Source organism: Streptomyces sp. NPDC101160 (assembly GCF_044768205.1).
Taxonomy (GTDB): Bacteria; Actinomycetota; Actinomycetes; order Streptomycetales; family Streptomycetaceae; genus Streptomyces.
This window is the reverse complement of the sequence record NZ_JBIWPJ010000001.1, coordinates 1,074,824-1,089,632: the sequence shown is the minus strand read 5'-3', so window position 1 is coordinate 1,089,632 and position 14,809 is coordinate 1,074,824. Positions and strand designations below refer to the sequence as shown.

Sequence of the window (14,809 nt, the reverse complement as noted above, 5' to 3'; positions counted from 1 at the left end):
CCCGCTGGCAGACGATATTTGAGGGCCTGATGGCCAGGGACGCGGGCCGGTTCGCCCGGGTGGAGCCGCGCCGCCGGGCACGAGCGTTCGTGCCGGGTCTGCTTGCCGACCTGCCGAGGAAAAACCGCTGGACGATCGCTGAGCACGCCGGGGACGAGAGTCTGGCCGGCATGCAGCACCTGCTCAGTCGCGCGTCCTGGGACGCGGACCAAGTACGCGACGACATAGGGGCCTTCGTCGTCGACCACGTCCGGGAGGAGGATGCCGTGCTCGTCGTGGACGAGACAGGCGACCTCAAGGCACCCACAACGTCGGAGTCCAGCGTCAGTTCACCGGAACTGCGGGCCGGACCGAGAACTCCCAGGTCGCTGACTACATCGTCTACTGCTCCACGGCCGGGCGCGCCGCCATCGACCGCCGTCTGTACATCCCCCGCTCATGGACCCATGACCCCGACCGCTGCCGCGCGGCCGGCATCCCCGACGACCTGGGGTTCGCCACGAAGCTCGCCCTGGCCACCGAGATGATCGCCCACGCCCTGGACGCCGACGTGCCGGCCGCTTGGGTCACTGGCGACGAGGTCTACGGCGGCGACCCTCACCTGAGCGCCGAGCTGGAAAGACGTCAGGTCGGATACGTCCTCGCCATCTCGCGCAGACAGCCGATCACCACGAGCGCAGGCGTCTTTCCGGCCGGCCTGCTGGTCCACGGCCTGCCGAAGAGGGTTTGGCAGCGGCTCTGGGCGGGAGACGGCGCCAAAGCCCCCGCTTCTACGACGGGGCTCAGGTCGACATCGACAGTGCGGCGGGCAGCTCAGGCCATCGGTGGCTGCTCGTCCCTCGCAACCGGCGCACCGGTGAATTCGCCTTCTACCGCTGCTACTCGGGCCACCCGGTTCCGCTGACCACCCTGGTCGAGGTGGCCGGGCGCCGGTGGACCGTGGAGGAGACCTTCCAGGCCGCCAAGGGCCTGGCCGGACTGGACGAGCACCAGGTCCGCCGCTGGACCTCCTGGCGCCGCTGGATCACTCTTGCCATGCTCGCGCACGCCTTCCTCGCGGTCACGGCAGCCGTCGAACGGGCTGGTGCTACGCCACCGCCGGAGCTCGCCCCGCTGACGTGCAGCGAGATCCGACAACTCTTCGCAGCATTCATCACGCCGCCCGCGGCTTCGCGCACCAGCTCCGCTGATCGGACTGGCGACGACGACACCAAGCCCGTGCCCGCGCCAGCCACTACCAGCGACAGGCCGTCCAACAACCGTGATCAAGATCTACAGCTGGAGTATTAGCCTATGCGCGCCGGATGCGGCGCAGTTGCTGAGGGATGAGGATGATCATGCTTCTGTGAGCCGGATTCTCGTCCTCGGGTCGTGGCCTGAGCGGTGCTGGATCGGCTCAGGCCACAGGCTGTCGTCAGAAGATGCCGGTGATGATGGTGCTCCAGGCTCCGAGGCCGACGAGGTGTGGGCTGCGGTGCGTGGTGGGGCCGCCGGGATAGAACAGCAGGCATCCGGTGGGGCACGTGGTGGTTCTGGCCGTGCCGTTGTCGTCCACGTAGGGGACGGTGAGGTTGGCGTCGGCGGGGGTGGTGGCCCAAATGTCGCCGTAGGCTTCGTTGGGCGTGGGCTGGAATTGTCGGTAATTGATGTCCGTGCCGGCGTCCGGGTCGCTGTAGGTGGCCGTGGTCACTGTGCCTTGGGCGTTGCCGGGGGAGGCCAGGCGGGGGCGGAGGTTCCAGTCGGCGATTCCGTACGTCGATCGGGTGCCCAAGGAGTAGGTGCAGTCGCTTGGGCAGGTGCCTGTGAGCTTGCCGGGGTAGAGGAAGAGCTCACCGGTTGACGGTTTGCGTCCGATGATGTCGCCGACACCGTCACCGTTCTGGTCACCAACAGCCAGGTTGGTGAAAGTCATCCATCCGCCGGCCCCGATTTCGGTCGGCTGGAGGTTGAGGGGCTCGGTCTGGTCCTGGGAACCGTCGGCGGCGGCGTTGCCGCTGTAGAGCCAGAGCTTGGCGTCGGTGCAGTTGCTGTTGAGGTCGTGTGCGCTGCATTCGATGGTGATGACGTCGTTGCCGTTCTTCCCGTCGATGTTGCCCGGGGTGATGATCTGCAGGAGACCGCTCCAGTCGCCACCCGCCGGGTGCACGATCTCGTCACCCCGGGTGTCGAAGACAGGCACTCCGAGCCCGTTGCCGCCGTAGAGGTAGAGCTTCTTGTTGCTCAGGCGGACGAAGAAGTCCTCGTAGCCGTCCGGTTTGGCGGTGGGGCTGGTGAAGCCGCGGAAGTCGCCGCCGTGAGCAATGAGGGCGCCGGACCAGCCTGCGATGCCGACGGTCCGGGAAGCGGCGACCTTGCCGGTTCCGTCGCCGGCGTAGAGCCGCAGCTTGCTCTCGCTGTCGGTCGCGACCATGTCGGTGAAACCGTCGCCGTTGAGGTCTCCGTGCAGATCTTCGCGGGCCAGTCCGGTGCCGGGGTTCTTGCCAGGGGCGTAGACGAACTCGGACGGGCTCGTGCTCAGAGTGACGGCGTCCTCTTTGTTGTCGACGGGGGAGTGGTTGTCCGCGGTGTCGTAGGCGATCACGTGCAGGGTGCTGACCGGTACGGCGGTGGGGATCACGTCGACGACAGCGCTGTGGTGGTCGGGTCCGACCGGAATCCAGGTGCCGTTGGCGCACCGGGTACTGGAGACGGACAACTGAAAGTCCATGGTCCAGCAGAAGCCGGCGAGGTCGTTGACGTCGTTGTAGAACTTGAGCCGGGCGATCTTGCGAGCCGGATACTTGCTGTCGAGGGGAGTGCCGTCGGGCTTCGTCACGGTGACGGCCTTGCCGGGGCCCACCTGGTCGACAGTGAAGGAGCACGGGGCGGTGTAGGGGCTGTAGGTGCCCTCTTGGTCCTTGGCGCGAACCTTCCACGTGTACGACCCGTTGGTCAGCGCCCTCCAGGGCACCGTAACGCTCGCGGTCCTGCCGCTGGACACCGTGTTGACGTTGGAGTTGCCCATCCAGTCCACCGGGGTGCCGCCGGCGGTGGTCACGGAGAACTCACCGGTGACGGTTCCGCCGTCCTGGTCCTTGAGCGCGGCGGTCAGGGCGAGTCCGCTGTTGCCGATCGCGTCACCGCAGGGCACCGGCTTGTTGCCGTCGGCGCCCGGGCTCCAGGAGCCCTCGTAGGCGTCGGCACTGGTGACGGTCGGCTTGTAGTTGTAGGTGACTTCGAGGGCGGGGTTGTTGGTGAACCGCTTGAAGCTCTCGTGGTCGTACTCGTAGCCGTCCGCTGCGCGCAGCCCGAAGGAGAGGGTTCCCCAACCGTTGTCGGCGGCCTTCTGGACGTAGGCGGTCAGGGCGGCGGAGTGGTAGTCGTGCCCCAGGTTTCCCGGGCAGAAGGTGGGGTTGCCGTGGGCGTAGGAGGCGGAGTCGAGCTTGGCCGCCCACAGGGAGCTGTTGTTGTCCCAGGTGACGTTGTCGGTGATGGTGCCGGTGGACCAGAGCTCGGTCGGCCCGGCCGCTGCGGCGTCGCAGCCCCAGGAGTGCGTCTCGACCACGGCGAACGTCGCACTCAGGATGTCGGCGCCCGACAGGCCGTCGGTGTTCATCGCGAAGAACGAACGGGTGGCGCCGTTCCCGTTGAACCCCACGCGCGGCTCGTCGCCAGGCGTTCCGGAGTGCCAGCCGGATCCGTTCGGGTAGGCCTCGCCGGGGGTAGCCGAGTAGACGACCGCCCACTTCTCCCGGTAGCCACCGGTGAACACCGGGTCCACGACCAGTGGGAACTGGTCTGCGGTGGAGAGCAGTTCGGGATCGGGGGTCAGGGTCAGCGTGTCGCCGGACACGTCGGCCCCCACCGGCGCAGTCTGCGGCTGGTCGTCGCTGTCGGCGGTGGCCAGACGCGCTGCCGCGGATGCCGGCTGCTCGTCGGTGCTCGACGGCTGCTCCCACATCTTGGGGCGTGGTGCGCTGAACACGACATCTCCGGTCGCGTCCTTGGCGGTCAGGTTGCCGGCGGCGTCGGCGGTGAGGGCGACACCGGTGGAGGCGATCTTGAGGTCGATACTCTTCAGTGCGGGGTTTGCCGCGGCCTGTGGCGTGTTGATGATCAGATGCTCGGCGAAGCCGTCGACCGCAGCGATGACCTTCAAGTCCACATCGGGCAGAACCGACTTGTACAGAGCGGTATTGCCGTCCAGGACCGGCTCCGGCAACGCGGTGGGCCAGGACAGAGACAGTTGCTTGCTGCCCTTGGTCATCGTCGCAAGCGGGCTGGCGCCACCGCCGGAGAAGGATATGCCGAAGACCGGGGATGCAGGCCCGACCATGCCGTCGGCACGGCGGACCATCATGACGTCGGCCTTCTTCCAAATGCCCTCATAGCGCGACCATGCAGGAGTCGAGTACTGGCGACGTGTGGTGGTGCCGTCGGGGTTGGCGAAGACCTCGGCAGTCTCCTCTCGCCGCTCGAGGATCTCTACGCGTTGGCCGGTCTCTGCCGCCAGTTCGAATGCCTTCGCCTCGGTATGGGGTGCGTTGGATGCCTGGGCCTCGTCGGCCGCAGCAGTGGCGGGGAGGACGAAAGCGGTAACAGTTGTGAGCGGCAGTCCAACGGAAAGCAAGAGCGCCACGGGGCGTCTTCTTCTGCGGTCCGTCGTGTACAGGGCAGTCATGGAGGCGCCTTTCTGAAGCGCACGCGCAGGACGGATGAGAATCCGCAGATTACCTAGACAAGGCCCGCATTTCCTGCAGCTATCGCAAGCACTGACACCTGCACATTCGGACTGACGGATTCCTGTCGGCCCCTCTGCAGGGCGAGCGCTGGGTAAGACCGCCCTTCGTTCACCTTCCTGTTGCTTGGGTGTTCCTTAATGTAAGTCAGCTGACAAGGGCACGGGGTCTCTCCTCGCGCTGAGGAAATCGGCCAACCTGGCGAATTCGATCAGGGGGCCTTGCGTGAGTCACGTCGAGTCGGGTTCTATTTGCGCGCTCGGCACATGACACGTTCCTAGGGGTGGGGTTTCATGTTGTTCCCGCGTGGCTTTGGCATGCCGATTTCGGGCAGACCGCCAGGGCAGCTGCGTCATGCAAGGACCACGTGGGTCGGTGTGCTTTGCGCCGCTCTGACCGTCTCGTTGCTTTCCGTTCCCGAGTCGTCAGCGAAACCCACTGATGGCTTCGCGCCGCGGGCCGTACAGAAGACCGCCTCTGTGCCGGGTACCGACCTGGTTGTCAGCCGCACCGAGAAAATCTCACCGTCTCAGCGCAACCCCTGGCAGCCGCCCAAGAAGGTTGCCTGGCCGAGCGCGGGTCAGGCGGATGTCACGCTGCCCCCTGCGTCGGATCCGAGGGCGAGGATGTCCACCCCCCGCCGCTTGGTCAAGGCAGGGACACTGCCGGTCCACTTGGGCCGGCCGGCGACCCCAGCTGCCAAGGTCAAGACAGCGCTCGGGCACGGCGACGCGAGCGGCCCGGACCGGGTGCGGGTGACACTCGCTGATCGGAAGACCACCCAGCGGGCCGGGATTCAGGGCCTGTTGATGTCGATCGAGCCGACCGCCACCGCTACTGGGGCGACTCCCGGATCCGTGGACGTTCAGATCGACTATGCCGGCATCGAGCCGGCCTTCGGCGCAGGCTGGTCCTCGCGGCTGCGACTGGTCCAGTTGCCCGCCTGCGCGTTGACCTATCCGAACAAGCCCGAGTGCCTCAAGGCTGTACCGCTGGCGACGCGCAACGACACCGAAGGGCGTACGCTCACCGCGACCGCGGCGTTCCCGGCCCGAGTTCCGGCGTCTCAACGCGCGGCTCAGCAGTCGTTCACCACCACGGCCGCGAACGACAGCATGATGGTGCTGGCCGCCGTGGCAGCCACGGACGGTGGAGAGGGCTCGTTCACGGCGACCTCGCTGTCCCCGTCAGGGGCATGGTCGGCCGGCGGGAACTCCGGTGGCTTCGGCTGGAGCGTTCCGCTCGCCACGCCGCCTGTCCCTGGCGGGCTGCTGCCCAAGGTGGAGCTGTCCTACAACTCCTCGGCGGTGGATGGCCGGACGTCGTCGACGAACAACCAGACGTCGTGGATCGGTGAGGGCTGGGACTACTCGCCGGGGTTCATCGAGCGCCGCTATGCCGGTTGCGAGAACGACAAGCAGGGCGGCAACAACACGGAGAAGGTCGGCGACCTGTGCTGGAAGTCGCAGAACGCGACCCTCTCCCTGAACGGCAGCTCCACCTCTCTGGTATGGGACGAGGGGAAGAAGGCGTGGAAGCTCGCCGCCGACGATGGTTCACGCGTCGAGCAGATCCTGGGCAGTGCCCCGAACGACGTGAACGGCGACGAGGACTACGAGTACTGGAAAATCACCTCGCTGGACGGGACGCAGTACTGGTTCGGCAAGAACCGCCTTCCCGGGTGGAGCAGCGGCAAGGAGGAGACGAACTCCGTCTTCACCGTCCCCGTCTACGGCAACCACAGCGGTGAGCCGGGCCATGGAGCGGACTTCGCCTCCTCGGCCGCGACGCAGGGCTGGCGCTGGAATCTCGACTATGTCGTTGATCCCCACAACAACGCCATGGCCCTGTACTACACCAAGGAGACCGGCTATTACGCCCAGAATCTCAAGCTCGACAGCCCGGTCCCCTATGTTCGTGGCGGCTACCTCAACCGCATCGACTACGGTCTGCGCGCCGGTGCCGTCCCCACGACCGCCAACCCCGCGGGCCGTGTGACGTTCGGTGCCGCGGAGCGGTGCCTCGCCAATTGCGGCACCTTCGACGCAGACCATGCCGGCAACTGGCCGGACGTACCGGTGGACCTGGACTGCACCGCGGGCAAGCAGTGCCTGCAGCCGTCCCCTTCCTTCTGGTCCCGCAAGCGCTTGACCGACATCAACACCTTCGCCCTGCAGGGCACCACGATGCAGCCGGTGGACACGTGGACCCTGGAGCAGTCCTTCCCCGCGACGGGCGATGTCTCCAGGCCCGCGCTATGGCTGGCGTCAATCCAGCACACCGGCAAGGCGGGCGCGCTCACGGACCTGACGCTCCCGAAGACCACCTTCGGCGGCACACCGATGCCGAACCGGGTGGACTCGGCCGAGGGACGGCCGCCCCTGAACAAGTACCGCATCACGCGGGTCACCAACGAGACCGGCGGTGACACCCTCGTCTCGTACAGCCCAGCCGAGTGCACCTCCACCACCCTGCCGTCCTCCCCAGACCAGAACACGAAGCGCTGCTACCCGTCGTGGTGGACGCCGGACGGCGCGGTCGACCCGGTCAAGGACTGGTTCCACAAGTACCTGGTGACCCAGGTGATCGAGGACGACACCACCGCCGGCACCGGGTCGGAGTCGAAGACCACGACCTTCGAATACGAGGACGGACCCAACTGGCGGCGCGACGCCTCCGAGTTCACCGTCGACAAGGACCGCAGCTGGAACGTCTTCCGCGGCTACGGCACGGTACGCACCCTGACCGGCGCCACCAACCGCACCAAGAGCGAGACCAGTTACTTCCTCGGCATGGCCGGCGACACCCTCGCCGACGGCAGCCCCAGACCCGTCGCCAAGATCAACGGCATCACCGACCGCGAGGACTTCGCCGGTCGGCCCGCCCAGATCCGTACCTACGACAAGGACGGATCCGGGGGCAAGGTCGTAGCCAAGACCACCTCCACCCCGTGGGAATCCGAGCCGACGGCCACCCAGAACATCACGGGGATCACCGACCCCGACAAGCCCAGCACCCCGGGACCGGTGCTGCCGGACGCCGTCGCCCGCCATGGAGGCACGGTCACCGAGGCCACCGCCACGCTCCGGGATGACGGCACAGCATGGCGCACGCTGACGACCACACGCGTCTACGAACCGGTCTACGGTCTGATGACCTCCGAGGGGGACGACGGCGACACCGCACACGGGGTCGACCCGAAGTGCACGCGGACGGACTACGTCACCCCCGACACCACCAACTGGCTGATCTCCTACGCTGCACAGGTCACCACCGTCGCGCAGGACCGGTGTGACCAGGCCTACCCTGCATCCGCCATCACCGGGTCCTCACGTGCCTACTACGACGGACAGGCACTTGGCGTCGCCCCCAAGCCCGGTCAGGCGAACCGGACGAAGACCGAGCAGGCCCCCAGGCTCAATGCCAGCGGCCAACTGGACTGGGACACCACGAACCAGACCGGTTACGACGACTACGGGCGCACTGTTTCCGCTGCTGGCGAGGACGGCCAGGCCGTCACCACGGCCTTCAGCCCCGCCACGGGCTCCCAGCCCACGACCGTCACCGTCACCGACTCCAAGGGGTTCGCCACCACCACGACTCTGGACGGGCTCCGTGGCGCCACTTTGAAGGTCACCGACCCCAACCAGCGAACGGCCACTGGCGAATACGATGCACTCGGCCGACTCGCCAAGGTCTGGAGCGCCGGCCGGGCGACCAGCCCGAATCCCAACGCCACCTTCGCGTACAACATTTCCGCCAGTGCGCCGTCCACGGTGACGACGAAGAAGCTCTACGAGGACGGTACCTGGGGCACCGGCATCGCGATCTACGACTCGTTCCTGCGCGAGCGGCAAACACAGTCGGACGCGATCGGAGTGACCGGCCGGACCGTCACGGACACCTTCTACGACACCCACGGCCGCGCATTCCAGACCAACGCCCCCTTCTACAACGACCAGGCCGTCTCCACCACGATGCTCGTGGTCACGCCCAACCAGGTCCCCACCTCGAACCTCACCGAATTCGACGGACGCGGGCGCCCCACCGCCGCGGTCACCCTGTCACTGAACGTGGAGAAGTGGCGCACCACCTACTCCTACGGCGACGTCTGGACCGCGACCCTCCCCCCGGCGGGCGGCACCGCGACCCTTGCCATCGACGACATCCGCGGCCGCACCACGGAGCTGCGCCACTACAAGGACCGCAACCCGCTCATCGGCGCTGCCGTCGAGCAGTACGAGAAGACCACGTACTCCTACGACCGGGCCAGAAATTTGACGAAGGTCACCGACCCGTCCGGCCGCAACTCCTGGACATACAGCTACGACCTCCGCGGTCGGCAGACCGCTGCCAACGACCCCGACAAGGGCGCCGGCAGCATCCTCTACGGCACGGACGGCCGTGTGCAGACAGCCACGGACGCCCGCGGAAAGACGCTCGCCACCACCTATGACGTACTGGGGCGCCGGACGAGCCTGCGCCTTGGTTCGGTCACCGGAACCAAGCTGGCCGAATGGGCCTACGACACCGCCCCTGGAGGCAAGGGCCTGCTCGCCTCGTCCACCCGCTACGACACCTCCGTCACACCGGCTGCCGCCTACAAGACGGCCGTCGTCGGTTACGACTCCGTAGGCAAGCCCACCGGCACAACGGTGACGATCCCGTCAGTGACGGGGGAGGAGAAGCTCGCCGGTACCTACACCGTCGCGACCACTTCCACACCGGTCAACGGGTTGCCCGCCACTACGGCGTACAGCACCGGCAATACCAACGCCACATCGGCCCTGCCCGCCGAGACCGTCACCAACCACTACGGCGCCCAGGACCAGCTCGGCATCGTCGACGGCACCCTGTCCCAGGTCTACCTGCGAGGAGCCAGCTACACCCCCTTCGGCGAGCTCGCACAGGCATCCCTCGGCAACCTCGGCGCCACGGTCACCCAGACCCTCGGGTACGACACCGTCACGCGGCGCCTCGCCACATCGATCGTCGACCGGGAGGCATCCGGCCCCCAGACCCTGTCGAACATCAAGTACACGTACGACATCGTCGGCAACGTCACGCGGATCCGAGACGACCAGAACGACGGCACCGTCGTCGACGACCAGTGCTTCGCCTACGACTGGGCCCGACGCCTCTCCGAGGCCTGGACCACCGCGGACGGCTGCACCACCAAGCCGGTCAACGGCAGTGGCACCCCGGCCCTCGGCGCCGTCGACCCGTACTGGACCAGCTGGACCTTCACCAACACCAGTGACCGCGCAACCGAGACCCAACACAAGGCCGGCCCCGTCACCATCGACACGATCCGCACTTACGCGTACCCCACCACCGCAGGCGCCGCCCAGCCGCACGCCGTACGCACCGTCACCGCAAGCGGAGCTGCGAACGGGGATGCCTACGAGTACGACGCCACCGGCAACCTCACCAAGAGAACCCCCGCCACCGGCGCCGTCCAGGACCTCACCTGGAACGAAGAAGGCCGGCTCACCACCTCCGTGGTTTCCGGTGCCACCACCAAATTCCTGTACGACGCCGAAGGCACCCGCATCCTCAAGCGCGAACCCACGGCAACCACCCTCTACCTGCCCGGCGGCCAGGAACTCGTCCTCACCAAATCCACCGGCACGCTGGCCGGTACCCGCTACTACGGCGTCCCTGGTGGGTCCGCCGTCCGCACCAGCAGCGACGGCCGCGTCCGCCTGCTGATCGCCGACCACCACGGCACCAACCAGCTGTCCGTCAGCGCCACCACCCTCGCGGTGAACCGGCGCAAGACCCTGCCCTACGGGGCCCCTCGAGGCACCGCACCCACGTTCTGGCCGGGCCAGAAGGGCTTCGTCGGCGGAGACATCGACGCCGTCACCGGCTTCACCCACATCGGCGCCCGCGACTACGACACGGTCACAGGCCGCTTCATCAGCGTCGATCCCGTGATGCACGCCGACGACCCGCAGCAGATGCAGGGCTACGCATACGCCAACAACTCGCCCGTCACCCTCAGCGATCCCACTGGACTCGAGATCGGCTCCACGCCCGGCACCTGCTCCTGGGACATCAAGTACTGCACTCCGGACCAGGCCTCCGGCAAGGACAAGAACAACGGAGCCAGGGACAACAGCGGGCACGGGACTGCCAGTGGTGGCGGCTCTACCCCCTCGCCGGACACGACGTCGACCGAGAACGAAAAGCCCACCATCGCCGGCGTACCAATCCCCAGCCCGGAAGAAATGCTCCATCGGGGAATCTTCGCATCCAAGTATTCGGATGCCATCCACCAGTGGGCGCTCGGTAACTGCCAGTCTGCCAGCAATGCTTCGCACTACCAGGCCTTCTGTGCGCAGGCCGCCGACATCGGCCTCCTCGACCCGAAGCAGCCATGGATCGGCGTCGCCATCGCGGTCATCGGCACCTGCTCACTCGCTGCCGAGGTCTGCGTCGGCGCCGCGCTTGGTGAGGTCGAGCTCGCCGCCGGAGGATCGCTCGGCGCAGGAGCTGCCGCAGGTCCACTCCTCGAAAGGCTAGGGGGAAAGCTGAGGGGGCTGTTCCCGCGAGGCGCAGGCTGCAACTGCTTCCTCGCCGGCACGGACGTCCTCATGGCCGACGGCTCCACCAAAGACATCGAAGACATCAGAATCGGAGACGAAGTCGCCGCCACAGACCCGGAGACCGGAGAGTCCGGAAGCCGCAAGGTCACCCGCCTGATACGCATCGACAGCGACAAGTACTTCAATGAACTGACGATCGCGACCGAGGACGGACCCGAGAAGCTCACTGCCACCCATGAGCACCCTTTCTGGTCGCCCTCCGAGCTCAAATGGGTCGAAGCCGGTCGCCTCCGGCCAGGCGCGACACTCCTCACTGACGACGGCACCACCGTCACTGTGACCCACAACCGCTCATTCACCCAGCATGCGCGCACGTACAACCTCACGGTTGATGGCCTCCACACGTACTATGTACTCGCTGGCAACACGCCGATCTTGGTACACAACAGCGGATGTGATCTTTTCCCCAATACAATGCCGGGAACTCTCGATAGGGAGCTGGCTCTGGCTGACAGGTTGGGCGTAACTCCGGCCGGCCCAGGATCCGCTGGCTTTGATTCTGCAATTAGCTCCGGGGCTGTCAAATGGGCAGTTCGGGAGGACGGGAGCCTCGTGATCATGCCGAAGTTCGTCAATGGCCAAGAGATTTCGCACTCGGTTCTGACCCGAGGGGCTCCGGTTCGGGCGGCTGGTGAGGCCGATATCGCAGGCTCCGTGGGGGACGGGTACTTTGGGCTGGACATCAACAACCACAGCGGCCATTTCCTGCCATCGAGTGAGAGCCTGGAAATCGGTAAGGAAGCATTTGCGTCTGCGGGGATTCACTTCTAATGAACAGCTTGGATGACCTGACGTCCCTCGACCTGGGATCTCTTGCCGAGGTCCTGGCCTCACGCACCCTAACGCGGGCTGAGCTGGGACCGGGCCAGTGGCTCGGTGTTGTCGAGCTGCTGACGATGCGCCTGGCGGACGGTTTCGGCGAACTGTCGACGGAGCTTTGGGGCACGTGCTCGGCGGCGCTCACATACGCTCTTGAAACTGCAGTGGCCTCGGGTGCAATCGATCATCGTGAGAGCGTAATTCGCCGCCTGAACCTCTCCCTCGCCTTGCTCCAGAAGGTCCGACCGAACGCTGGATTGGATATCCTCGATCCGCGCCAGCTAATCGAGATCCTGCTTGAGGAGCTTCCGATGTCGGCCGAAGAGGCTCGAACTCTATCGACCGATTGGCGGTCTCTCGATATTTCGCAGATCCGACGTTTGCGAGCTGCCAAGAATCTCCTATCGCCTGGACTGGCACTTTCCAGGCTGGCTTCCGGAGAGGAATTTGATCCGCGTTTGAGAGCGTGGGTGCAAGTTTTTCCGTCACTTCCGTGAGCCCGTAACTAAGGACTGTCCCGTAAATGATCTTCTGGCCGTCTCAAGGGTGGTGGGCCGCCGTGCGGCCCGCTTCCCTATCCGGCGAGGGCGAGGTTGTGCATCCGGGCGATGCCGAGCATGGCGTGGTGGACGCCGTCGCCCTTGAGGCGGCAGTCGCGGAGGATCTTCCAGGTCTTCATGCGGGCGAAGACGTGCTCGACCCGGGCCCGGACCTGCTTGTGGGACTTGTTGTGTTCCTCCTTCCAGCCCGGCAGTTCGGTCTGGCCGCGCTGCCGCCGATGGGGGATGACGAGTCCGGTGCCCGGGTATCCGCCGTCGGCGATCGTGACGGTGTTGCCGACGGCAGCCTTGGCACCGGACTCCTCCCACGCCTTGCAGTCGTTGCGGTTCCCGGCCAACGGCCGGCCGACCACGACGACCAGGCGGGTGTCGGCGTCGATGACGACCTGGTGGTTGGTGGAGTAGCGATAGTTCTTCGACCGCTCCGCGATGGTGTGATCGCGGGTGGGGACCAGAGTGCCGTCCACGATGAGCACGGTGTCCTTCGCGAACCGCTTGCCGGGCTGGAGCGCGAGCATCGGCCCGAGGTGATCGATGATGCGGTCCGCTGCCGACTTCGAGATCCCGAACAGCGGGGCGAGTTGGCGCATGGTCAGGTTCGTGCGCCAGTAGGCGGTGACCAGCAGGGTCCGGTCTTCCAGCGGAAGGCTCCACGGCCGGCCCTTGCGGGCTGTGTCCGCACCTGCGCGACGCAGCACCGTCACCAGCTTCCCGAAGGCGCGCGGACTCAGCCCGGAGAACGGGGCTATCCAAGACGAATCCGACGCCGTGATCACACCAGCCACATCGAGATCATCCCAGCTATCGATCGCCCGGCCAGAGCTTGCTGCACCATGAAAACTGGGCGACCGGGCCGCGGCGCATCGTCCAGGATGACCCCATGAGCCAAGATCTAGTGACGTTCCTCCACGCACGGCTGGACGAAGAGGCCGACCTGGCCCGACGCTGTGACGGTGACGGATGCGGGGAGTGGACCGCTCAAGGGCACACCGTCGACTTCTGCCAAGGAGAACTCGCCGGATTCCATCCCACGATCGCCCTACATGTAGCGCTGCACGACCCGGCTCGCGTCCTCCGAGAGGTCGTGGCCAAGCGACGCGTGCTCGACCGCCATGAGTTCAGCCCAGCCATCGGCGACCCGGAACTACCGTGGGACAACCGCGATGATTGCCAGTACGACGGCGAACCCTGGCCATGCGACGACCTGCTCGACCTTGCCCTACCGTATGTCGATCACCCTGACTATCCCAGACACCCCTGAGCAGAGATCGTTTACGGGACAGCCCTTAGACAGCACCAACAACAGCAAGGAGGCGAACTGCGGGTGGGGCAGCGCCGACAGCGTGAAGTGGAACAAGTTCCGGCTGATCATCAGCGCGAAGCTGTACCCGACCGTGGCAGCCGCGAAAGCCGAAATGGCCACCATCAAACCCGGCACCACCACCCTCGAGTTCACCACCACGACGAGCAGGGCGGACGACATCGGGGAAGAAGCGATGAAGACAGTCGCTGACGAACAACTCGCCAAGGCGACCGACTACATCAACGAGCCCACCAGAGACAACGACACCTGGCTCGAATTCCGACGGCACAACGTAGTCGTCAGGGTGTGGTACTCGGAGTCCAGCGTCCAAATGAACGACACAAAGAACAAGGACACGGTCACCGAACGCGCGCTGGGCTGGGGCAGATTCCTGGACACGTTCCTCAAGGACGAACCGGAGAACCACGAGAAGCCCATTTGGGGCTGAGTCGAACGGCTGCTGCGAATGGTGGGGGAACAGGTGGAAGCGGGCCCGGGGACGGCCGGTTGTGGTGCCGACCGCCGACCGCCGACGGACCGGGTGCGGGTGGCCGGGTACTACCGCACGGAGCCTCACCATGCGGCAGTTCCCGCCGCTGTTCGGCTGCTCGCCGACGACGGTGTGCCGGGTTATTCAGCGGCTGCGGCTGCTCCTGGCGAACGGGCCCTCCGCCCCTGACCTCGCCGTCTCGTTCGGCGACGAGGTCCGCGCGGTCACGGTCTGCCACGCGGATCCCGAGGGCCGTGAGTAGACCGACGCCTTGGAGCGGCAGCGCGTACGTATGCGAGCTGCGGCCT

At 66.3% G+C, this 14,809-nt stretch carries 7 protein-coding genes and 1 pseudogene; 6 read left to right on the top strand and 2 right to left on the bottom strand.

Annotated features, from left to right (window positions below; translation table 11 throughout):
• Positions 1-29: 29 nt before the first annotated feature.
• Positions 30-1,265 (top strand): annotated as a pseudogene (locus ACIRSU_RS04745) (IS701 family transposase).
• 149 nt (positions 1,266-1,414) lie between these two features.
• Here ACIRSU_RS04745 and ACIRSU_RS04740 read toward each other — a convergent pair.
• Positions 1,415-4,660, bottom strand: a complete 3,246-nt coding sequence (locus ACIRSU_RS04740; protein WP_403789206.1) for a hypothetical protein — start codon at positions 4,658-4,660, stop codon at positions 1,415-1,417.
• A 684-nt stretch (positions 4,661-5,344) separates the two neighbouring features.
• Here ACIRSU_RS04740 and ACIRSU_RS04735 point away from each other — a divergent pair.
• The gene (locus ACIRSU_RS04735) at positions 5,345-12,100 is read left to right on the top strand and encodes a polymorphic toxin-type HINT domain-containing protein (protein ID WP_403789204.1); all 6,756 of its coding nucleotides are present in this window, start codon (positions 5,345-5,347) and stop codon (positions 12,098-12,100) included.
• A gap of 8 nt (positions 12,101-12,108) precedes the next feature.
• Complete coding sequence (locus ACIRSU_RS04730; RefSeq protein WP_403789202.1) at positions 12,109-12,645, top strand: hypothetical protein; 537 nt, start codon at positions 12,109-12,111, stop codon at positions 12,643-12,645.
• A 77-nt stretch (positions 12,646-12,722) separates the two neighbouring features.
• Here the strand turns inward: ACIRSU_RS04730 and ACIRSU_RS04725 are convergent, their stop codons facing one another.
• Positions 12,723-13,493 carry a transposase gene (locus ACIRSU_RS04725; RefSeq protein WP_403789200.1) on the bottom strand — a complete coding sequence of 257 codons (771 nt, stop codon included), beginning with the start codon at positions 13,491-13,493 and terminating at the stop codon, positions 12,723-12,725.
• A 95-nt stretch (positions 13,494-13,588) separates the two neighbouring features.
• Here ACIRSU_RS04725 and ACIRSU_RS04720 point away from each other — a divergent pair, with 95 nt between their 5' ends.
• The 3 genes from ACIRSU_RS04720 to ACIRSU_RS04710 all read left to right on the top strand — a co-directional run bounded on the left by ACIRSU_RS04720 (position 13,589) and on the right by ACIRSU_RS04710 (position 14,763).
• Positions 13,589-13,969: a DUF6221 family protein gene (locus ACIRSU_RS04720; RefSeq protein WP_403789198.1), complete on the top strand. Its 381-nt coding sequence runs from the start codon at positions 13,589-13,591 to the stop codon at positions 13,967-13,969.
• On the top strand, positions 13,935-14,459 hold the full coding sequence (locus ACIRSU_RS04715; RefSeq protein ID WP_403789196.1) for a hypothetical protein: 525 nt from the start codon (positions 13,935-13,937) through the stop codon (positions 14,457-14,459). The genes ACIRSU_RS04720 and ACIRSU_RS04715 overlap by 35 nt, the downstream gene beginning before the upstream one ends.
• Positions 14,460-14,589: 130 nt before the next feature.
• Positions 14,590-14,763 carry a hypothetical protein gene (locus ACIRSU_RS04710; protein ID WP_403789194.1) on the top strand — a complete coding sequence of 58 codons (174 nt, stop codon included), beginning with the start codon at positions 14,590-14,592 and terminating at the stop codon, positions 14,761-14,763.
• Positions 14,764-14,809 lie beyond the last annotated feature (46 nt).